We start from the raw sequence: 22,755 nt of genomic DNA on the forward strand, positions 1-22,755 counted from the left end.
CATTACCGTACCGCCCGTGTCCAGACCCTTGCTGTCTGGGCTGCGGTTGATGGGGCGCCCCTCGTCGTGTAATCATCAGGTCATCGGCTACAGTTTCCTTAAACGGCGCCAGCCCCCGCGGTCTGGTACCGATAAGTTGATGCTGGCGTTGAGATAGATGTCGTTCAAGGTATCAGCAGTAAAAAATGAATGGAAGTGACGGCACGGAGGTTTTCATCGTCTTGTATCGCAAAATAGAAATATAACATTTAAATATATGCTGGAAGGATGCTGGGATTATGTTAAAATGAATTGTGAATTATGCGAAAGGAAGGAATAAGTTCTGTGGTTGATCTATCATCGAATTTTTCTCATTTTCGATTGATTGCTGAAGGCATTGACGTCGGTCCGATTATGTCGGAACTCAGGCTCAACCGGACTCTTTGGTATGTCGACCAGCGTCGACAGGCAAGGGTTCGGGTCCAGTCACAAACCAACAGCATCGGCTTGCGACGCGGTGTCCCATCGGGTGATCGATCGGTTCGGCTTGAAGACGTCCAGGCTGTCGCCGACACCGACCACCGACCGAAATTCCCCCGGACCATGGCGATCCTATCCAGCATCGCCGAAGCCGAGCAGGGCGAACTGGCACGGGCCATGCTCGTGCGGCTCAAGCCGCAAGGCAAGGTGCATGGACATGTCGACGAGGGCAGCTACTACGCGCGGCGCGATCGCTACCATCTGGTGCTCCATAGCCCGGACGGCAGCGATATGCGGTGCGGCGATGAACGTGCGCTTTTCCGGGTCGGGCAGCTCTGGTGCTTCGACAACAAGGGGTTTCATGAGGCGTTCAACCACTCCGACGACTGGCGGACACACCTGATCTTCGATCTGCTTCCGGTAGGCCGGCCGCTGCATTTCACCAACCATCTCAGGATGGCGGAAGCGTGACCACATCATGTCCGCCGCCGCGGCGTGGTTGGAGCATGCCGGCGGGACGGCCGGGAAAGGCTTCCCGGCGGACCTTGTCCAGCATTGCCCGACCGTTGCCGAACGGCGCGATCACGTCGATGATCCAGATCCTGTCGCCGGCGCTCCAGTCTTCGGGCTTCGGCAATTCGGCCTCGGCGAGCAACCGTGCTTCCGTTTCCCTGTCGAGACACGCCCAGGTGACCAGCCCAACCGGTTGGAGACCTTGGAGAAAGACACGTGCCTGATTCAGCCGCAAGGGCGGCAGCAGCCGCTTCTCCATCTCGGCAAAGGTCAGGGTCTGGTGCCCCGGTGACCGTGCCATCAGCAGGGTGGCGGCGCCGACCATGCGGCGGCTCGGCATCTCCATGAAGGGGCGGGCGAGCGGTCGCGCGACCGGCTCGCGGATGCGGAAATAGGTCCCTTCCGCGTAGGAGGCATCGATGTCGACTGGCGTCGGGACTGTGGCTGGGGGTAGAGATTCCGGACGCGGAGAAGCGTCATCGGGAATTCCGGCCGGCGTGTCCGTAATCTCCTCCATCCGGAATGCGAAAAGGCGGTTGCCGAACACCGGCACCAGCAGGGTGCCGCGGTCGGGTGTCAGGGCAGGCGGGTTGAGAATTCGGTCGGGAAGCTGGAGTTCGTCCCGGATGGTGAGGGACACGGGATCGATCCCGAACAGCCGGCCGGCCGTGGTGCCGACGAAGATGATGCCGTTCCGCAGGACCGGAGCCGCGTAGATCCTGCCGCCCAGGGGAAAGGTCTTGACGACGCTGCCGTCGATCAGGTCGATGACATAGAGTGTCTTGTCCTGTGAGCCGATATAGGCAAGCTCCCCCAGGATGAAGGCGGTGCTGTACAGCTTCCCGGCGGTCCGCACCGTGGCCACCGGCTGGCCGGTGCTGAGCCTGACCAGATGGACGCACTCGTCGAAGGACCCGGCGACGGCGATGTCGCAGTCCTCTGACAGGGCCGGCGCCGCCTTGATCGCCGCATCTGCGCGGTACTGCCAGAGGCGCGCGCCGCTCGCCACGTCCAGACCCAGCAGTTCCCCGCCGTTGGTGCCGATCACCACCCGATCCTCGCCGGCCGACAGGGCCGGGGTGCAGTGGATGTAGTCGGTGACGCGGTATTCCCAGACCAGCGTGCCGGTGCGGAGGTCGAGTGCCGCGACGCTGCCCATCGCCGGCGCCGCCTCGTGCTCCAGCCCGATCAGGACCAAGCCGTGGCGCCGCGATACCACCGGCGACGACCCGACCCAGTCGGCTCCCTCGAACCGCCAGACCTCCCCGCCGGTCGCCGCATCCAGGCAATAGACCGCGCCGTTGTAGGCGCCGAAGACGATCCGGCCCTCCGTCAATGCGGGGGAGGACCAGATGCCCTTGCGTCCGCTGCCCTCGGCCTTGAAGGTCCAGGCGATGCCGCCTGTCCGCACGTCCATCGCGCGCAGCTCGCCCCCGTCGGTGCCGACATAGACATACCGCTCGTCGCAGACTGGAGTCGATCGTGGTGCGACGATGTGGTGGTTTGCCCCGTCGGCCGCGCAGGACCAGAGCGGATCGAAATGGTGGGCCGGCAACGGCGCATCAGGTGCCGCGTTCGAAAGGCCGAAATGCCGGCTGTTGAAGAGTGAGGAGACGGTGATCCCGTGCCGCCGCCGCCAGTCCTTCGAACGCCGGGCCTCGAAATCGACGACGACGAACACCCGGTCGATGCTTTTGCCGTACCCATCCAGCACCGCCCGCACCTTCTCCAGGCTTGCCGAGCTGTTGGTGAGGTCGTCGATGACGATCACCCTGTCCCCGGTGATGTCGCCCTCGATGTCGCGGGCGAGGCCGCTCGTCTTGCGTTCCTTGCGGATGACGAAGGCGTTCAGCCGGCTGTGGCGGCGTTCGGCTTCCAGCACGATGGCGGACAGGAGCGGGATGCAGGCGGATTCCAGGCCGCAGATCTGGAACGGCATTTCCGCGGCGAAGCGCTCCCAGAAGATCTGGGCGATGGCGGACAAGGCCCGTCCGTTCAGCAGGATCGGCCGCAGATCGATCAGCCAGCTCTGCTCACGCCCCTTGGGCGAAACGATCCGCTGCCGGTCGGCGGTGACGATTCCCCGGCTGCGGATCATCTCGTCCAGATGGTCAAGGCGTTCGTCCTGCGGGCTTTTGGCCATGGTGTCGCTCGTGATGTCGTGTGGATGTGTCGGGGGCAGTGCCGGCGCCACCGAAACGGCGCCGGCACCGATGGGGCTCACTGCCAGGCGGCGGCCAGTGACGGCTGCAGCTGCTGCTCCTCGTCCGCCGGCAGATGCTGGTCGCTTCCCGTCGGCTTGGGCAGCACCGCCATCGCGGTGACGAGTTGGTCGATGCCGCCACCGGACAGCGTCTTTCCATCCGCCGTCTGGAAGGCGATCATCCGGTTGGAGGCACTGCCATAGAACCCAGCCACCGTCAGGGTATCGGTGGAGCCGACGATGCTCATCACCAGATCGTTGCCCTGGTGCTGGAACCAGAGCTGATCGGTCGCGACCCCAGCCCCGACCAGTACCTTGTCGGACGTGGTGTCGGCGTGGACGGGATTGATCACGTCATGTCCGCCACCCCGGCCGAAGAGGTAGCTGTCGGCTCCATCGCCGCCGGTCAGGCTGTCGTCGCCGGCTCCGCCGTCGAGCGTGTCGGACCCGCCGTTGCCGGTCAGCGTGTCGGCCCCGTCGCCACCGGCCAAGCGGTTATCGCCGCCGTCGCCGGTCAGGCTGTCATTGCTGGACGAGCCGGTCAGGTTCTCGATGCCGGACAGCACGTCGCCCTGGGCGTCGCCGCCGGTTCCGGTCCCGGTCGCAAGGCTGACGGTCACCCCGGCGGTAGAGCCAACATAAGACGCAGTGTCGTTGCCCGCTCCGCCGGTCAGGCGGTCGGCGCCTGCCCCGCCGATCAGCAGATTGTCGCCGCTGTCGCCGGTGAGACTGTCGTTGCCGGACGAACCGGTCAGATTCTCAATGCCGGACAGGACATCGCCCTGGGCATCGCCGCCGGTTCCGGTGCCGGTCGCCAAGCTGACAGTCACTCCCACGGTGGAACCGGCGTAGGACGCCATGTCGCCGGTTCCGGCGCCGCCGTCGAGGGAGTCGGCTCCGGCTCCACCCAGCAGGGTGTCGTCGCCGCCGCCACCGGCCAGCGTATCATTGCCGCTGCCGCCCTTCAGGACATTGGCGTTTCCGTCGCCGGTCAGGCTGTCGGCATAGTTCGAACCGGTCAGGTTCTCAATGTTGGTCAGGGTGTCGCCGGCGGCCTCCCCGGCGGTTCCGGTTCCGGTCGCCAAGTTGACCGTCACCGCCGCCGCCGCCGCCGAATAGGAGGCGGTGTCGATGCCGGCACCACCGTCAAGACTGTCGGCACCGGTCCCGCCGGTCAGCAGGTCGTCGCCATTCCCGCCGCGGAGCGTGTCATTGCCGGCGGCACCGCTGAGGCTGTCATCGCCGGCTCCGCCGTCGAGGATGTTTGCCCCCGATGTGCCGGTGAGGCTGTCGGCATAGGCGGAGCCGATCAGGTTCTCCATGCCGCTGAAGGTGTCGCCCTGGGCGTCGCCGCCGCTGGCGGTGCCTGCGGTGAGATTGACGGTCACCCCGGTGGTCGACCCGGTATAGGCCGCCGTGTCGGTGCCGGCCCCGCCGGCGATGGCGTCGGCCCCGGCGCCGCCTTCCAGCGTGTCGTTGCCGTTGCCGCCGTCCAGATAATCGTCTCCGGCGTCGCCGTAGACGGAGTCGTTGCCGTCCGAAGCGAACAGGCTGTCGTTGCCGTCGCCGCCGTGCAGCAGGTCGTCGCCGCCGTCGCCGCTCAGCGTGTCGTTGCCGGCATCGCCATACATGCTGTCGTTGCCAGTCCAGCCGTACGCCTCGTCGTCTCCGGCCCCGAGAACCAGTGTGTTGTTCGCCGCGTCGGCAGTGATGTAGTCGCCGAAGGCGGAGCCGGTGAAGTTCTCGATGCCGGACAGGATGTCGCCTTGGGCGTCGCCGCCGCTGCCGACCGCTCCGTTGAGGTCGACACGCACACCGGCGGAGGAGCCCGCATAGGACGCGGTGTCGGTTCCGGTGCCACCAATCAGCGTGTCCGCCCCGGCACCGCCATCCAGCAGATCGTCGCCAGCTCCGCCCGTCAGAGCGTTGGCGCCACCGTCGCCGGTCAGCGTATCGGCGAAGGCTGAGCCAGTCAGGTTCTCGATGCCGGACAGAACATCTCCCTGGGCGTCGCCGCCACTGCCGGTTCCGGTCGCCAGATTGACGGTGACGGCTGCTGCGGAAGCCGCGTAGCTGACCGTGTCGTTGCCAGCGCCGCCATCAATCGTGTCGGCCCCTGCACCACCATCCAGCGTGTCGTCGCCAGCTCCGCCCGTCAGAGCGTTGGCGCCACCGTCGCCGGTCAGCGTATCGGCGAAGGCTGAGCCAGTCAGGTTCTCGATGCCGGACAGAGTATCTCCCTGGGCGTCGCCGCCGCTGCTGGTTCCGGTCGCCAGATTGACGGTGACGGCTGCTGCGGAAGCCGCGTAGCTGACCGTGTCGCTGCCGGCCCCGCCATCAATCATGTCGGCCCCTGCACCACCATCCAGCGTGTCGTCGCCAGCGCCGCCAGACAGGAAGTTGGTGCCGCCGTCGCCGGTCAGCGTATCGGCGAAAGCGGAGCCGGTCAGGTTCTCGATGCCGGTCAGAACATCCCCCTGGGCGTCACCGCCGTTGCCGACCGCCCCGTTGAGGTCAACACGTACACCGGCGGAGGAACCTGCGTAGGAGGCGGTGTCGGTTCCGGCCCCACCATCGAGCGAATCAGCTCCGGCTCCGCCAATCAGTACATCATCGCCGCTTCCGCCGGAGAGGCTGTCGTCGCCGCTTCCGCCCGACAGGGCGTTGGCGCCACCGTCGCCAGTCAGCGTATCGGCGAAAGCGGAGCCAGTCAGGTTCTCGATGCCGGTCAGAACATCCCCCTGAGCGTCGCCGCCGCTGCCCGTTCCGGTCGCCAGATTGGCGGTGACGGCTGCTGCGGAAGCCGCGTAGATAACCGTATCGATGCCGATCCCACCATCAATCGTGTCGGCCCCGGCACCACCATCCAACGTGTCGTCACCGCCGCCTCCCGACAGGAAATTGGCGTTCCCATCGCCGGTCAGCGCGTCGGCGAAGGCGGAGCCAGTCAGGTTCTCGATGCCGGAGAGGATGTCGCCCTGGGCATCGCCGCCGCTCGCGGTGCCGGTCGCGAGATTGACGGCGATGCCCAAGATGGACGCCGCGTAGCTGGCGGTGTCGTTGCCAGCGCCGCCGTCGATCGTGTCGGCCCCCGCACCGCCGGCCAGGCTGTCGTCGCCGTCGCCGCCCGACAGGGCGTTGGCGCCGCCGTCGCCGGTCAGACTATCGGCGAAGGCGGAGCCAGTCAGGTTCTCGATGCCGGTCAGGACATCGCCCTGGCCGTCGCCACCGCTGGCGGTGCCGGTCGCCAGATTGGCGATGACGGCTGCTGCGGAGGCCGCGTAGGAGACGGTGTCGGTTCCGGCCCCGCCATCGAGCGTATCGGCTCCGGCTCCGCCGGCCAGCACATCATCGCCGCTGCCGCCGTCAAGGCTGTCATTGCCGGTCCCACCGTCAAGGCTGTCGTTGCCGCCGCCGCCGGCCAATGTGTCGTTGCCGCCGCCGCCGGTGAGGCTGTTCGTACCGTCGTCACCGCTCAGGCGGTCGTCGAAGGCCGATCCAACGATGGCTTCCACATTGGACAGACGGTCGCCCTCGGCATCGCCGCCAAGCCCGGTGCCTGTCGTCAGATCGACGGTGACCGCCGCCATGGAGGCCGCGTAGTCCGCCGTGTCGGTTCCGCTGCCGCCATCGATCGTGTCGGCGCCGGCGCCGCCGATCAGCGTGTCGTTGCCGCTGCCGCCGGACAGGCTGTCGGCCCCGTCGCCCCCCTCCAGACGATCGTCTGCAAGGCTCCCCGACAGACTGTCGGAGAAGGCGGAACCGACGATCTTGCGGACATGCAGGATCACATCGCCCGCCGCGTCGCCGCGCGATCCCCGGCCGATGCCGGTCCCGTCGTCGAGCGTCACGGCCACGCCCGCCCCGGCGGCGGCGTAGCTGAGAGTGTCGGTTCCGCCGCCGCCGTCGATCGTGTCGGCTCCGGCGCCGCCGATCAGTGTCTCGTCGCCGCTGCCGCCGACCAGCAGGTCGTCCCCGCTGCCGCCGTCGAGGAGATTCGCCCCGGCACCGCCGACCAGAACGTCGCTGCCGTCCCCTCCCGACAGCGTGTCGTTGCCGTCATTGGCGTAGAGCGAATCGTCGCCGGTGCCGCCGTCGATGACGTCATTCCCAGCTCCGCCGTAGAGGATGTCGTTGCCGCTGCCACCGGACAGGCTGTCGTTGCCCGCTCCGCCGGAAAGCTGATCATCGCCCGATCCGCCATCGATGACGTCGTTGCCGGCCCCGCCATACAGGGCGTCGCCACCACTGCCGCCTGACAGGCTGTCGTCGCCGCCGCGCCCGACCACCAGATCGTCGCCCGATCCGCCGCGCACGCTGCCCGACGCCAAACTGCCGTAGAGCACGTCGTTGCCGGCTCCGCCGTCGATGCTGTCATGCCCCTGTCCGCCGGTCAGTATGTCCGATCCGCTGAGGCCTGCCAGCGACCGGTCGCCGGCAGGCCACCCTTCCTGACCAATGCCGTCAGGGATCGGCGGCAGCTCGTTCAGCAGTACGGTCGAGACGTAGGGGGTAAAGCCGCTGGCGAGCTGTTGCTCGTAGATCCGGCGGATCGTCGCGGTGTCGGACAGATCCCAATAATCGAGCGACATGACCTGCAAGCTGGGATTTGCCGCCCGTGCGGCGTTCAGCAGGTCGAGCGCCCACAGGTAGCTGCCCGGCGATTGCAGCCCGTGCCGCCCGGTCTTGAAGTCGTAGTCGGTGAAGATCGATTCGGCGAGCACCATGTCGACGCGGTCGCCCACCAGCGGCAACAGCTCGAAGCCGCGGTTCATCATCACCTTCAGCTCCGGGAAGCGGCTGCGGATGTCGGTCAGCAGCCGGGCGGCTGCCGCCATCGTGCCGGGATGGTCGGGTTCGAGGGCTGCCGCCTGGTCGAGGGTATCGTAGAACAGCCCCTGGAAGCCTTGCGAGACAAGGTCCGGGATCAGTTCATTCAGCACCTTGTCGTGCCACCAGCTGCTGCGCAGATCGATGACGTAGCTGTTCCAGACGTCGTTCTTCGAAACCACGGCACCGTTGGCGATCGCCTCCGGCAGATAGGTCTGGGTGGAGTCGATCTCCCCGAGGCTGATGTAGCCGAGCACGGTCTTGCCCTGCGCCTTGAGTGGGGCGAGGTCCGGGTGGAAGGAGGCGCTGAAGGCCAGCAGGTCGAATTTGGACAGGTCCGCCTGGGGCGCTCCCTGGGCATAGTAGACGGCGAAGCGGGTACCGACGGCGCCGGGCGCCGCGACGGTCGGCACCGCGGGGTCGCGCGCCGTGACGGCCAGCAGCTTGGCTTCCGCCGTGGCGAAGTCGTCGGGTAGGGGCGGGCCGCCCTGCGCCGTGACCGTGGCGTCCTGCGTCACCCGCCGCCCGACCTCGCTGGCCATCACGGTGCTGGCATCCTTGGCGAAGACGAAGCGTTCGACTTGGTTCTCGGCGCCATCGAACCAGCGCTTCACCGTGACGCGGACATCGGTGCCGGCAATGGCAACGACGAGGTCGCCGCCCTGCCGCTCGAACCGGGCGCGGGACGGATCGAGCGCGGCGTCGAAGACGACCCGGTCGCCCTCCAGGGCGTCGTGGACATCGTCAATTACGACCGTTCCAGCCGCGGGCCCGATGCGGTAGAGGTCGGACCCGGCGCCGCCGGTGAGCGTGTCGTTGCCGCCGCCGGCGGTCAGGGTGTCGTTGCCGCCGCCGCCCGACAGGTACTGGTCGCCGGTGGCGCCGGCACGCAGGTCGTCGTTGCCATCGCCGCCGTCAAGGCTGTCATCGCCGAGGCCGCCAGTCAGTGTATCGTTGCCGGCATCGCCGAACATCCGGTTGTCGCCGTCGAGCACCGTCTCGCTGTCGTCGCCGTCGCCGCCATGGATCAGGCTGTCGCCCTTGCCGGACAGCAGGCGGTCGTTGCCGCGGCCGCCGGTCAGCCGGTTGTTGCCGTTGCCGCCGTCCAGCATCGTCGCCACGTCGCTGGCGGTCAGTATGTCGTCGTAGCTCGACCCGATGACGTTCTCGATGCTGCGCAGGGTGTCGCCATCGGCGGCTCCGCCCGACGCGATCCCGCTGGCAAGATCGACCGTCACACCCACGGTCGAGACGGCGAAGGACACGGTGTCAGACCCTTCGCCGCCATCCAGCAGGTCCGCCCCCTGGCCGCCGGTGAGCGTGTCGTCGCCGGCACCGCCATGGAGCATGCTGCCATGGTCGGTGGCGGTGAGGTCGTCGGCGAAGTCGGAGCCGATCACGTTCTCGACATGAACGATCACATCGTCGGCAGCGAATCCGCCGCGCTGGCTGCCTTCCAGCCGGAGGTCGACCACCACGCCGGCGGTCGAGCGCTCGTAGGACACCGTGTCGTTGCCGCTGCCGCCATCGATGTCGTCATGTCCGGCACCGGCGATGAAGAGGTCATCGCCGTCGCCGCCGTCGAAGAAGCCCTTGGCGCTGACGGTCGCCGTCATGGTGTCGTTGCCGCTGCCGCCGTACAGATACTCGCGGCCGGTTCCGGCATACAGCCGGTCGTCGCCGTCGCCCGCCACGATGTAGTCGGAACCGCCACCGCCATAGAGCGTGTCGTTGCCGCTGCCGCCGTCCAGATAATTGTCGCCCGCGCCGGACACGTTGATCAGGTCGTCGCCGGCATCGCCGTTGACGACGTTGTTGCCGCTGCCGCCCTCCAGCCTGTCGTTCCCGGTTCCGCCGGACAACGCGTCGTTGCCGTCGCCGCCATAGAGCGTGTCGCTGCCGGCCCCGCCCTCCAGATAGTCGTTGCCGCCGCCGCCGCTCAGGACATTGTCGCCGCCATTGCCGAAGATGGCGTTGTCGCCGTCGGTGCCGGTGCCGTCGATGTTCGCGTCGCCGATCAGGACGAGGTCCTCGACATTGTCGGACAGGGCGTAGTCGACCGAGGCCTCGACCGTGTCCCGGCCCTCGCCGGCAAGTTCGACCAGCCGGTCGGTGCTGTCGTCGACGACATAGGCGTCGTTGCCCTTGCCGCCGATCATCACGTCGGCACCGGTGCCGCCGTCGAGATAGTCGTCGCCGTCGCCGCCCACCAGCTGGTCCTGGCCGTCGCCGCCCTTCAACCCGTCGTTTCCGGCCCCCGCGATCAGCAGGTCGCGGCCCTCGCCTCCCTCCATCCAGTCGTTGCCGTCGCCGCCGATCAGGATGTCGTTGCCGAGACCGCCGACCAGCATGTCGTTTCCGGCGTTGCCGCTGAGGATGTCGTCGCCGTTCCCGCCGTCGAGATAATCGTCGCCGTCGCCGCCGACCAGATAGTCGTTGCCGCCCTGTCCGTAGAGGCCGTCGTTTCCGGCCCCGCCGGAGAGGACGTCGTCGCCCGATCCGCCCAGCAGCTGGTCGTTGCCGGCCCCGCCTGCCAGGGCGTCGTTGCCGGTCCCGCCATTCAGGAAATTGTCGGCGTCGTTGCCGAACAGCCGATCGTCCGGATTGGCCTGAAGGACCTCCGTCGTTCGCTGCAGAGTCACGTCGGCGGCGCTGCCCTTCGATCCGTCGGCGCGGGTGAAGGTGGTCAGCCCATGCACCACGGTGCCGTCGCGCACCACCGGCGAGCCGGTGCGCGTCAGGTCGATGGCGGTGATGCCGCGGTCATCGAGCGACCGGAATTCGCCGGGATCGCCGGTGCCGTCGCCATTCACGTCCTGCCAGACGCCGAAGCTGCCCCAGTCGCGGTCGAGCGCGGAGAAGACGCCGTCACCGTTGGTGTCGAAGGCCGCGAGCCCCTCCAGGTCGGTCTGGGCCCCCGGCTTGTAGCGGACGAAGGAGATCTCGCCGGCTTGGTCGATCACCCCATTGTGGTTGGCGTCATAGGCCAGGAAGCCGTCATCCTTGCCAATCCAGGCCACATGCTCGCGCTTGCCGTCGCTGTTGAAGTCGAAGAAGGCATTCGAGTCCTTATAGGACAGGAGTTCAACACCGTCGCGGTCGAGATCGAGCACGACCGGACCGCCGTCACCGCCATCTCCGCCACCACCACCATCGCCACCGCCACCATCGCCACCGCCACCGCCACCGCCACCATCTCCGCCGCCACCACCATCTCCGTCGCCACCACCGCCACCGCCGCCGCCACCGCCGCCATCGCCGTCGCCGCCGCCATCGCCATCGCCACCGCCGCCACTGCCGCCGCCATCGCCGTCGCCGCCGCCATCGCCACCACCGTCACCGTCGCCGCCACCGTCACCAGCGCCGCCATCACCATCGCCACCACCGTCACCATCGCCGTCGCCATCGCCGTCGCCGTCGCCGTCGCCGTCGCCGTCGCCATCGCCATCGCCATCGCCATCGCCATCGCCGTCGCCGTCGCCGTCGCCGTCACCATCGCCGTCGCCGTCGCCGTCGCCGTCGCCGTCGCCGTCGCCGTCGCCGTCACCGTCACCGTCACCATCACCCGGCCCACCGCCTTCGCTGGGGCCGCTGCCTTCGCCAGGGCCACTGCCTTGGTTGCCGTCGTTGGAGGTGGCGCCGGCCGTGCCCGCGGTGCCGTCGGTATCGTCGCTGGAGGGGGAACTGTCGTCGTCGGTGCCGCCCGGCGTGCCGGGGCCGTCGTTGGAATGGTCGTTGCCGCCACCAAGGTCGAGGCTGGCCTCCTCCTGGTGCCGGGGCAGGTCGACCACCACGGTCATTTGGCTGGACTGGCCAGCCGCATCGACGACGCGAACCGTGAAGGCGTCCTTCATGGCTTGCCCCTCCAGTGGGGTCAGCCGCCAGTGGCCGTCGGCACCGATGTCGAGCTGCGCATGGCGCGGCGCGTTGACCACCTCGAACCGCAAGGTGGCAGCCGCGTCGTCGACATCCGATGCGATGAAGCGCCCGGCGACCGGATCCTCCTGCAGTCGGGGAACGAAGCGCTGCGTGTCCGGATCGAAGTCCATCACCGCTTCGCCGGTGAACGGGTCGAAGACCGGCACGAGATCATGGCGGACCGACAGCATCGGGGCGTCGTCGATCGCGGCAACCTCGACCTCGACGGTCCCCGTCGCGTGGTGCCCAGCCCCGTCGCCGACGGTGTAGGTGAAGCCGGCATGTCCGGCGAAATTGGCGTCGGCGAGGAAACGGATCCTGCCGTCCACGATGGCGACGGAACCGTGCTGGCCGCCGCCGACGCTTTCCAGGGTCATCGTGGCGCCGCTGCCCGAGGCGTCGTTGCGCAGAAGCTGTTCCGGCGCCAGCAGGGTCTCGGAATCCTCCACAGTGTTGATCACGTCGCCGCCGGCGGACAGGGGGCCGTCGGTACCGACTATCCCCAGGGAGCGCAGGTCGCCGACCTGGGTCACCAGCACGCGTTGCCGGCCGTCCTCCCCGGCCTCATAGACGCCGCCGTTGAGCGCCTCGGTGAGGTATCCGGAGGAGACCGCGCCCAGATTGGCGGCGGCCATCGTCTTGACCGCGCCGTTCTGGACGAAACTGCCGGTGGCGATGTCCAGTTCAGTGATCCCGGCCTCGGCCAACCCCGTCAGCTCGAAGGGCTGGGCGGTGCCGTCGACCGTGACGTCGCGCCAGACCTTCATCTGCAGATAGGCCGGGTCGGCGACGGTGATGCGCCCGTCGCCGTCGGCGTCGAACTCGCGCAGGGCGGCTAGGCCGCGCGCCGAGGAGCCGACCCGGCCATCGGACAGCAGGTCTCGCCCGCGGTCGATGCGGCCGTTGCGGTCGCGGTCGATCACCAGCATGCCGTCGCGTGGGTTGACCCAGTCGGTCTCCTCGGCGAAGCCGTCATCGTCGACGTCGAACAGCACGCCGCTCTCGGCTCGCGGCAGCGTGTGGATGCCGTTGCCGTCGAGGTCGAGCAGGATCGGGTTGAAGGATTCGGTGTCGTCCGGCGTGCCGGCGAGCCCACCGGCCTTGGCGGCGCGCTGCACCGTGGTCAGCCCGGCGTCGGCGTCGCCGCGCTGCCACTGCATTATGGCGGTCAGCACCTCCCAGGTCGGCGCGATGGCGCCGGCCGCGACGGCGCCGGACAGGAAGGCCTGGCCCAGCGTCTCGAAATACTCGGGCGAGCCGACCTCGGCCCCTTCGCGGTTGCCTTGGCTGTCGAACAGCTTGGCGACCTCGGCGCCCGTGCCGGGGTCCTTGACGAACAGCTCGAAGCGGGTACCGTCGACCAGCAGAATGCGGGGCAGCCGTTCGGGGATGAAGCCGTTGGCGCCGCCCAGCTTGTCTGCGTAGGTCTGGAGCGCGCCGAACATGCGCGACAGCGTGTCGTGGGTGATCCGGTCGCCCCTATCGGTGCCGGTCGCGGCAATGGCGACGCCCGTGCCTGTGCTGTCGTGGACGAAATGGGCCTCGCCGGTCGGCGTCGGCGGCTTCTTATGGCTGAACAGCGACTCCACGATCTTGAAGGCGGCATAGACCCAGCCGACGTAGGGGACCTCCATTGCCGCCAGGACAGCCGTCGCCGTGGTCGCGGCGGCGTCGATGTATTTACCCTGGCCAAGCTCGATGATGGCGTTGACGTAGGGCAGCGCGCTGCCGATCCCGTCGGCGAGATCATTGATGGCGTCGAGCGCGCTTTGCGTGCCGGCCAGCGTCTCCGCCGCCTCGCCGGTGGTGGCGCCGCTCGCCACCAGGGCGTCGATCTGGCTCTGCATCAGGTTCTGGGTGATGGAGAGCGCCTGCTGGGTCACCGCCAAGCCGGACGCGGTGGCCTGCAGCACATTGCCGTGGTCGATGGCGTCGATAAAGCCGCGGACGCTGTTGACCAGCGCCACGGCGCTGCCGGCAGCGCCAAACGTGCCCGCCAGCGCGGCGTCGCTGTCATGCGACAGGTAGCTGGCGATGTCGAAGCCGGCCTGGGCGATGTACAGCGGGTTTCCGCTCTTCAAGCCCTGGATCAGGTCGGCAACGGAGGTCAGCGCCTGGGTGGGGCTCTTCAGCGCCCAGGGGGACGGAGTCGCCGTACCGTCCGCCGCCGGTGGGCGGTATCCGGTGGCGCTGGTGGCGTCGAAGCCGTTCAGAATGCGGTCGATGCTGGCGTCGCCATCGGTCAGCGTATCCTGCGGTTCCGCGATCAGTGTCGCAGGGGTGACACCGGACTTGTTCAGCGCTGTCGCCAGCAGCTCCGCGTCCAGCGGCGTCTCGCCGTTGATGTTCGCGACCTGGATCAGTTGAAAGCCGTTGTCCTTGTCGAAGGTGAATTTGAAATCGGCACTCAGCTGTCCGGAGCTATAGCCGACGATCCAATTGTCCAGGTTAGGGACGCCGCCAGTTCCGGACGTCAGGTAACCGCTTTGCAGGATGGTTTCCGGCGATCCGTTGCCGGCTTCCATCGCGGCAGCCAATTCGGCCCTGGCGGTTTGCGACAGCGTGATCCCGGACAATCCGTCGAAATGGATCGATCCGACGCTGTCATAGCTGAAGTTCAGCCTTGCCGGCTGTCCGCCGACCGTGGTGGGAATGGTCCAGCTTTGGGTGCCGGCCGTGCCCAGTCGTCCAAGGGCGACGGCCGTGGGAACCCCTGCGGCGAACTCGATGATTTCGCCTTGCGAGCCCGGTCCGCTGCCGTCCTGCCCTTCCGTGAGCGTGACGATTCGCCGGATATTGCCCTGGCTGTCGAACACAGCGACGGAGGTGTTGGGGAAGTCTCCGTTCAGCTTACCCGCGATGTCGCTGTAATCGCCGGATGCAATCGCTTCGGCGAGTGGGGCCGGGATCGGCTCCCCATTGAACGAGGCCAGCCTGACGACGCCGCTTCCCGCTGCATTGGGGTCCGGAATGACGATGTCGCCCCCAAGAACGAAGGGGCTTGGGAGCACGGGGGTATGGTCATCCGGGTCGCGTTGCTTCTGGAGCCGTTCGAGCCGGACGCCGCGCTCTTCGTTCAAGCGTGAAATCGTGGCCGGATCGGTTACGGGGGTGACCGATTTAATGCCACCGAGGTCGACCTCCTGGCTCCAGCTTTGATCGACTTGCTTATAGACATAAATCCCATAGAGGGAATTTGGGTTCGTATAATCGTCGGGAACTGATACGGACTTATGCCATGCTGTGCCAACGTCATAGATCCACTGCGCGGTTTTCAAATCAAAGCCGCTTGTTACACTGCCGATTGTATCAACGATGCGGTCAAATCCATAGTTCTTGCTGTTCAACATATAAGACCAGACACCCTCCACGGCAGTCTGACCGCCAACATCCAGTGCCTTGTTCAGCAAAACATATGGAGTCCAGGCTTCTCCTGAAAGACCGATGGTTGAAAAAGCTGTCGAATGGCTATTCTTGACATCGCTTGCTCCGAGGTTCAATGCATGATCAGTGTCATTTTGTTCAAAATACCTCGTTCTTCTCGTTAGATCGTCCTGTATAAGCTTGACCCCAAAGTCTTCCCATTGCCTAGAAGTTACAGTCACGCCAATTGATTCGGCGTAATTCTGGGAAAAATAGTTCGCGACTCTTCCTGCTATATTGTCATTTCTGACAACGGAAAGGGCTAGAAGTCCATATCCGTCGTTGCCAGGAATATTGGCCAGATAGTTCCAGTAAGCAGACCTATTGCCGTCGTTGGCATATCTGGTTAAGATTTCCAGATCGAATTTCGTGATTCCAGCCATTTCTGATTGCCCTTTGATTAATGATTAATTGTCGCTGTTCTTGGTGGCAGTTGCCGAGATTATGGCTTCTGTAAAATCTTGTATTTCTCTCCAGTCTTTTAGAAATTTTCTTCTGTATATAAGGCGAGCGTTGAGGTTGTAACCGTCATCTTTGAAATAATGATCGCAATATGGAACGGGAACAATGTTCCTTCCATTCAGCAATGATTCGTCAGGGTCAAGGGAAAAATCAGTTGAGCATTTTATTAGAACAACTACGTCGCCATTTTCATTTTCTTTATAATAATAATCGTGCCAATTTGATATCTCAAACTTATCTATCTCTCCGTTTGTGATCCTGGATGGGTTATTAGCCATAATAAACTTTTTTAGCATCTCAATATCTATCACCTTTCTCGTCAGTCCATATATGTCACTTGCGGGTGTCATTTCTTCAAAACTTTCTGGGGTCTTTCTCCAGCCAGCGCGATATTCGGCATCGCCGCGCAGGCGGTTGAGGAATCGCGCGCGGCGGCTCGCGTCCTTGAAGAAGTCGATTTCGATGGCGATTTTCCTGCCGCCGCCGGGAGCCTTGAACTCGGCGTCATTGCCGGCGTGACGTGGCTCCAACCCGGGCCAGAGCGCCTCAAGTCGAAAATTGCCTTCGATCTTCCCGGCTTTGCTGCTAGGCCCCAGATAGCCTTCGGGAATGCGGAACCGCAGTCCACCATTCTCGAACTCCCAGACCCTCCCCGCCAGCGGGGAGGCCGGATCGAACATTCCCGGCGGCAGCGCATCGGCACTGCAAGGGATGGCGCCGACGCTCGCAAGAAGAACGATGGCGACCATTCTCGACGCCATGACGGACAGGGTCCGCCGGGTATCCGTCAAGGCTCCGCCACCGGCCACGACCGGCGCTACCGGCGCCGTATGCCGCTTACCGTTCACGCAACACCTCCTGCCGATAGCGCAGCATCGGCGACAGCACATAGTCGATGATCTTCCGGGTGTCGGTCTTGATCTCGGCCGTGACAGCCATGCCAGGCACGAGATTCACCATATGACCGTTGACCGCCAGTTGAGTCTCGCTGAGCGCGATGCGGGCGGTGTAGACCAGATCCTGCGGCCCGGCCGGCATGCCGTTGGCCGACGGGGCCGCCGCCGCGCTCCCCTGTCCGCTCCGGTCGCGCGGCACCGCGTCCTGCGACAGGCTCTGCACCGTCCCGTGCAACAGCCCGTATTTGGTGAAAGTGAAGGTGTCCACCTTGATCTCCACCGGCTGGCCCGGCGCGATGAAGCCGATGTCCTTGTTCTGCAGCGTCGCCTCGACCTCGATCCGGCTGTCGGCCGGCACGATCGACATCAGTGGCTGGGCCGGCGTCACCACCCCGCCCAACGTCGTCACCTGAAGCTGCTGCACCGTGCCGTCAACCGGGCTCGTCAGGCTTTGCAGCGCCGCCCGCTGTTCGGCCTTCACCAGCTCCTGCGCCAGGGTCGCGGCCTTCTGCCGGACCTCTGTCAGGTCGTGCAGCACCGTGCGCTGGAACTCGGCCTCGGCCTGCCGGCGGGCTTCGCCGGCGGCCTCCAGCGCCGCCTTCGCCTCCGACAGCCGGCTCCTCTGCACGGCCAGATCCTTCTCCTTGTCCACCAGATCCTGCCGCAGTTCCAACCAAGCCATGCGAGAGCCAACCTCGTGGTCGGACAGGGTCTTGCGCGCCTCCACCCGTTCCCGCAGGATCGGCACGACGGCGCCCAGCCGGTCGATGGTCGCGAGCGCGGTGTTCAACTCGCCCGTCTTCTGGCTTTCCTGCCGCTCCAGCCCGCCCAGCCGCGCCCGGTGCTCCGCCAGCGCGTGGAGAAGCTGGAGCCGGTGCAGCCCGACGACCGAGGCGTCCGCTCCGGCGGGCGGCTGGAAGCGGTCCTCGCGGCCGGCCGACGCGGCCTCCAGCCGGGCGACGTCCAGCCGGGCGGCCAGCAATTCGCCGGCCAGCCGATCGCGCTCCGCCGCGCTGGTCGTCGGGTCCAGTTCGATCAGCACGTCGCCGGCGCGGACCGGCTGGCCTTCCTCCACCCGGATGGCGCGGACGATGCCGCTCTCGAAGGGCTGGATGGTCTTGGTGCGGCCGCTGGGGATCACCTTCCCGGTGGCGATCGCGACGACGTCGACCTCACCCCAGCAGGCCCACGCCACCGCCAGAGCGAAGAAGGCGCAGATCGTCATCGCCACTGCGCGGCCGAGCGGCGAGGCCGGCGTCTCCATCAGTTCCAGCGCCGCCGGCAGGAAGGCGCGCTCGTCGGGCAGTCTCCCGCCAGCCCGCGTCGGGAAGGGTAGGATCCTACCCGCCATGGGCGAATCCTCCCGCCTGGACGCGGTGGAGCCGGGCGTAGCGGCCGTCGCGGGTCAGCAGCTCGTCATGGGTGCCGTCCTCGACAATCCGCCCTTGCTCTACGGTGACGATCCGGTCGGCATGCCGCACCGTCGACAGCCGGTGGGCGATGATCAGCACCGTCCGCCCCTGGCAGATCCGGCGCATGTTCTGTTGCACGATCTGTTCGCTTTCATAGTCCAGGGCACTGGTCGCCTCGTCGAGGATCAGGATGCGCGGGTTGCCGACCAGTGCGCGGGCGATGGCGATGCGCTGGCGCTGGCCGCCGGACAGAGCCGCGCCGCGCTCGCCGACCACCGTCTCGTAGCTCTGCGGCAAGCCGAGGATGAAGTCATGGGCGCCCGCCAGCTTCGCCGCCTCGGCCACCCGTTCCAGCGGCATCGCCGGGTCGGACAGGGCGATGTTCTCGCGGATGCTGCGGTTGAACAGGACGCTCTCCTGCAGCACCACGCCGACCTGCCGGCGCAGCCAAGCGGCGTCCACCATGGCGAGGTCGACGCCGTCCACCAGCACCCGGCCGCTTTCCGGCACGTAGAGCCGTTGCAGCAGCCGGGTCAGCGTGCTCTTGCCCGAGCCGGAGGAGCCGACGATTCCCACCGTCTGCCCGACGCCGACGCGCAGCGACAGATCCTTGAGGATCTCCGGCCCGTCGAGCCGGTAGCGGAAGGTGACGTGCTCGAAAGCGATGTCGCCGCGGATCGGCGGCGGCGATGCCCGACCGCCGCCATATCCCGGTTCGGCTGGCGTGTTGAGGATGTCGCCGAGCCGGTCGACCGAGACGCGGGCCTGCTGGAAATCCTGCCAGAGCTGGGCGAGCCGCAGCACCGGCTGCGCCACCCGACCGGCCAGCATGTTGAAGGCGACCAGTTCGCCGACGGTCAGCCCGCCGTCGATGACCAGCCGGGCGCCCCACCAGAGGGTCGCGGCGCCGACCAGCTTGGACACGAACTGAACCGACTGGCTGGCCCAGGTGCCGAGTGACTGCACGCGGAAGCTGGCGCCGACATAGGCCGACAGCAGATCCTCCCAGCGGCGCTGCATCTGCGGTTCGACCGCCATCGCCTTCAGCGTCTCGACCGCCGTGACGCTTTCGACCAGGAATGCCTGGTTCTCGGCGCCGCGTGCGAACTTCTCGTCGAGCCGGCGCTTGAACAGCGGCGTCACCCCGGCGCTCAGGGCGAAATAGACCGGCAGGCTGCCGACCACCACCCAGGTCAGCGCGGCGGAATAAGTGAACATCATCGCCAGAAAGACAACGGTGAAGAGCAGGTCCAGCACCAGCGTCAGTGCCGACCCGGTGAGGAACTGGCGGATGCTCTCCAGTTCGCGCACGCGGGCGACGCTGGAGCCGGCGCTGCGGGTCTGGAAATAGCCGATCGGCAGGGCCAGCAGATGGCGGTAGAGCCGGGCGCCCAGTTCGACGTCGATGCGGTTGGTGGTGTGGGAGAAGATGTAGCTGCGCAGGCCGCCGAGCACGGTTTCGAACAGGCCGATCGCCGTCAGGCCGATCACCAGCACGTCCAGCGTCGACAGGCCGCGGTGCACCAGCACCTTGTCGGTGACCACCTGGAAGAAGAGAGGGGAAACCAGCCCGAAGATCTGGAGGAAGAAGGAGGCGACCAGCACCTCCGACAGCACGCGCCGGTATTTGCCGACCGCCGTCAGGAACCAGCCGATGTCGAAGCGACGCCCGAGATCCGACAGCGAAGCCCGGCGCGCGAACAGCAGCAGCCCGCCGTTCCAGACCGCCTCGAAGGCGTCGCGGTCCATCAGGGTGGGACGGCCAACCGCGGGGTCCTGGACCAGCACACGCCCGCCTTCCGCCAGTTGGGCGAGGACGAGGAAGGTTCCCTGGCGGGTCATGGCGATGGCGGGCAGTGCGATCCCGGCCAGCCGGGCGAAGCTGGTGTCGATCCGCTTGGCCTTCAGCGAGCACGCCTTCGCCGTGCGCAGGATGTCCTGCACGCCAATGCCGTGGACCGTACCGGTCTGGTGTCGAATCTGCTCCGGCGTTGCGGCCACCGCATGGAAGCGCAGCATCATCACCAGACTGATCAGTCCGGTGTCGACCGGCTCGGTCGAAGCCGCCACGGGTGCGGGCGCGGGGCGGAGCGGATTGGAGGGCATGGGGGAGGCTGGTCTATCCAAGTGAAAACCAAATGTGCGGGACCATCGGCCGCGGCAAAGTCCGCTGTTGCCGGGGAAGACATAAAATTTCTAAGCGAGGAATTTTGTTTCAAAGTGCGAGTTTTAAAATGTGCTGGATTTGTCATCCACGGTTGTTGGTGGTTGTGATCTCATGATGCTCTATTTCCTTTTTGTATTATCAAGAGTCTCAACTTCCCGCAACGCACGGATTTCAGATTAATTCGATTTAATGTTATCAAAAACTCGGTGGGGTACTGAGGGATGAATCGTCGGGATGGGATCGATGCAGGCAAGGGGGGTGTTCTGTCGATTGTCGCGTTACGCGCGGGCTAGCGATGCAGGGAGGCTAAGTCGGCTGCAGAACCGATATCGTGGACATCCAACCCGACGGCCAACCGGCGCACCATGGTGGGGATGGAGTCTTCGGCGAAGCGCAGCACACTTTATACGGGAATTCTCAGGTCCCCGCAGGCCGGCGATCATGGCGCGCTACCTTGCCGCGATCAGCTCAATCTGCCGCACGGTCGGCCGCAGGAACTCTTACCGGCCCTGGATCGTGACGCTGGAGCGGCGCGGCGCGGGCACGCACGCAATGTGAACTCCGAGCGTCAGCAGGTGGCGCTAACCAACGTGGCGCTGGCGGTACGATACGGGATCCAAATCGGCCTGGAAGCTAAGAGTGCGGATCAGAACCAGTCTGAGGTTGAGGAAAATCAAAGCCTTCAGCGCATCAGAACCGGGTTTTGATAGGCACTCTAAGCCTGCAAGAGCTGGAGCGTGCAGCATCGGTACAATTCGGCATTTCAATGCACGGGTGTGCGTGAATGAATAATCATTGACTGGTCAATTCATGGTCAATGACTTGAATTTCCTCAGACCCGTTGCCGATGTCCTTGCCATCTCGTGTCCATATGTCCGCATCCGTTCCTCTGGGTGCTCGATTGCTGCTCGATCCGATGGCGCGGCCCGGCGCTCCGGCGCTGGGCCGCGCCTCCCTCCCAAATTTTTCGCTCCGTCGCAAGCGCGCGACGTCCGTCTCTCCCATGTCCCCCATAGGATTTGGAGGAGAGGGTTCCACGATGACGACACCGAGCTTCCGGGATGCCCGCCGGGCCGTGCAGGCCGTAGCTAAGGCCACGGTGCGCGATCAGGTACGTGCTCATCTGAAGGACATCCGCAAGGCGCGCCAGGACGGCGACTCCTGGGCAGTGATCGCCGCGACGCTGGATAGCCTCGGGGTCCGATGGAAGTCCGGAGCGCCCATCGATGGTGCGGCGCTTTGCCGGATCGTTGGTGACGTCGAGCGTCTGGACCACGGCATCCGCCGCCATGTCGGACGACCGGGTCGGACGCACCCGTCCGCCGCTCCGATGATGCCGCACTGCGAGCAGGGCAACATGGCGGAATGGCAGAAGGACGGCATCCCCATCGCTCAACTTCGACCGCTCGCTCCTTCGGTGCCGGACCGGATTGCCGACACCAGCGACCTTGAGCATCGCCTCATGGAACTGCATCAACGGCGGCCGAAGGTGGCGCCGCCGGTGAGAAAAATCACCAAATAGGCAAAAATTTGTTTTCGCCCCCGGTTCGTTCTCATTGCGCCGTCGGAAATCCGACTCCAGGTCCCAAGCAGGGAGGTGCGCTGATGCCGCCCCCTCTTGGAAGGAGGTCATGATGACCAAGCGCATGGACAGCACCCCGACGGACCTGACCACCTCGACCGAAACCCCCGCAGTCCCCTTCATTGAGCACCGGCCGCTGGTGGTCATTGTCGCCAACCAGCGCGGCGGCGTCGGCAAGACGACCATCGCTTCCGCCATCGGCGAAACGCTGATCTCCCGTGGCGCCGGGGCGGGGTACATCGAGATTGAGTCAAGTCCGCGGCTGTCGCTGATCTACGGCGACGCGGTCCACCTCGTGCAGCCGACATCGCTGCAGGTGGCCGCCGAAAACCCGTCCCGGGCCTTTTCAATTTACGACGAAATCACGGATCGTACCGTGGAGGGCGACATCATTATCGATGTCGGTGCGAATGAGATTGGCCCCTTCGCCGAGTGGGCGGAGGCGTCACTCTTCGCCGAGGACGTGATGAATCGGGGGCACCGCCTGCTCCTTGTCGGTGTCGCGACCGCGGAGCGGGAGGCGATGGCCGGGGCGCTGGATGTGCTTTACCACAAGTGCACGTCATTCCCAGGGGCGGAGCGCTTCTTGGTGCTCAACGGGGCAATGGGAGGCGGCTTCGACGACTGGTTTGATCTCCGAGCCATGGAAGCCGACGGGATCCGGTTGGTGCCCTTCCCGCGGTGCCTGAGCGATATGTGGCGGATCGTCGATGGCAAGCGGCCGATGCGCTTGGCCAAGGCCCTGAAGCTCACCCGGGCCGATCTCGAGGAGGATTACGGCTTGACGCGGGCCATGTCCGCCCGTGCCGTCAGGTCCTACGCCGACTGGGTGACCAAGGTCATGACCGTGATCAGCGGCACGCTGATCGAGGAGCGGGGGACGGTCTGAC

The 22,755-nt window shown here is 66.0% G+C and carries 8 protein-coding genes; 3 read left to right on the forward strand and 5 right to left on the reverse strand.

Going from position 1 to position 22,755, the window contains the following annotated elements; translation table 11 throughout:
• Nucleotides 1-324: 324 nt before the first annotated feature.
• Entirely contained in the window at nt 325-930 is a 606-nt protein-coding gene (locus ABNQ39_RS14915) for an aspartyl/asparaginyl beta-hydroxylase domain-containing protein (RefSeq protein ID WP_376961169.1), read from the forward strand.
• Here the strand turns inward: ABNQ39_RS14915 and ABNQ39_RS14920 are convergent.
• The 5 genes from ABNQ39_RS14920 to ABNQ39_RS14940 form a co-directional block, all read right to left on the reverse strand.
• Nucleotides 911-3,115: a toxin-activating lysine-acyltransferase gene (locus tag ABNQ39_RS14920; RefSeq protein WP_376961171.1), complete on the reverse strand. Its 2,205-nt coding sequence runs from the start codon at nt 3,113-3,115 to the stop codon at nt 911-913. The genes ABNQ39_RS14915 and ABNQ39_RS14920 overlap by 20 nt on opposite strands.
• Nucleotides 3,116-3,192: 77 nt before the next feature.
• Complete coding sequence (locus ABNQ39_RS14925) at nt 3,193-14,934, reverse strand: Ig-like domain-containing protein (RefSeq protein ID WP_376961173.1); 11,742 nt, start codon at nt 14,932-14,934, stop codon at nt 3,193-3,195.
• 819 nt (nt 14,935-15,753) lie between these two features.
• Nucleotides 15,754-16,656, reverse strand: coding sequence for a hypothetical protein (locus ABNQ39_RS14930; protein ID WP_376961175.1), 903 nt, complete (start codon nt 16,654-16,656; stop codon nt 15,754-15,756).
• Nucleotides 16,646-18,055, reverse strand: coding sequence for an HlyD family type I secretion periplasmic adaptor subunit (locus tag ABNQ39_RS14935; protein ID WP_376961177.1), 1,410 nt, complete (start codon nt 18,053-18,055; stop codon nt 16,646-16,648). Before ABNQ39_RS14935 ends, ABNQ39_RS14930 begins: the two co-directional genes overlap by 11 nt.
• The gene (locus ABNQ39_RS14940; protein ID WP_376961179.1) at nt 18,045-20,186 is read right to left on the reverse strand and encodes a type I secretion system permease/ATPase; all 2,142 of its coding nucleotides are present in this window, start codon (nt 20,184-20,186) and stop codon (nt 18,045-18,047) included. The genes ABNQ39_RS14935 and ABNQ39_RS14940 overlap by 11 nt, the downstream gene beginning before the upstream one ends.
• A 1,136-nt stretch (nt 20,187-21,322) precedes the next feature.
• On the opposite strand from ABNQ39_RS14940, the gene ABNQ39_RS14945 reads away from it, so the two are divergent.
• Both ABNQ39_RS14945 and ABNQ39_RS14950 read left to right on the forward strand, forming a co-directional pair.
• A complete protein-coding gene (locus ABNQ39_RS14945; protein ID WP_376961181.1) occupies nt 21,323-21,805 on the forward strand; it encodes a hypothetical protein in 483 nt (160 codons plus the stop codon).
• A gap of 109 nt (nt 21,806-21,914) precedes the next feature.
• On the forward strand, nt 21,915-22,754 hold the full coding sequence (locus tag ABNQ39_RS14950; RefSeq protein WP_376961183.1) for a hypothetical protein: 840 nt from the start codon (nt 21,915-21,917) through the stop codon (nt 22,752-22,754).
• Nucleotide 22,755: the final 1 nt, after the last annotated feature.

Source organism: Azospirillum sp. A26 (assembly GCF_042604635.1).
GTDB lineage: Bacteria > Pseudomonadota > Alphaproteobacteria > Azospirillales > Azospirillaceae > Azospirillum > Azospirillum palustre.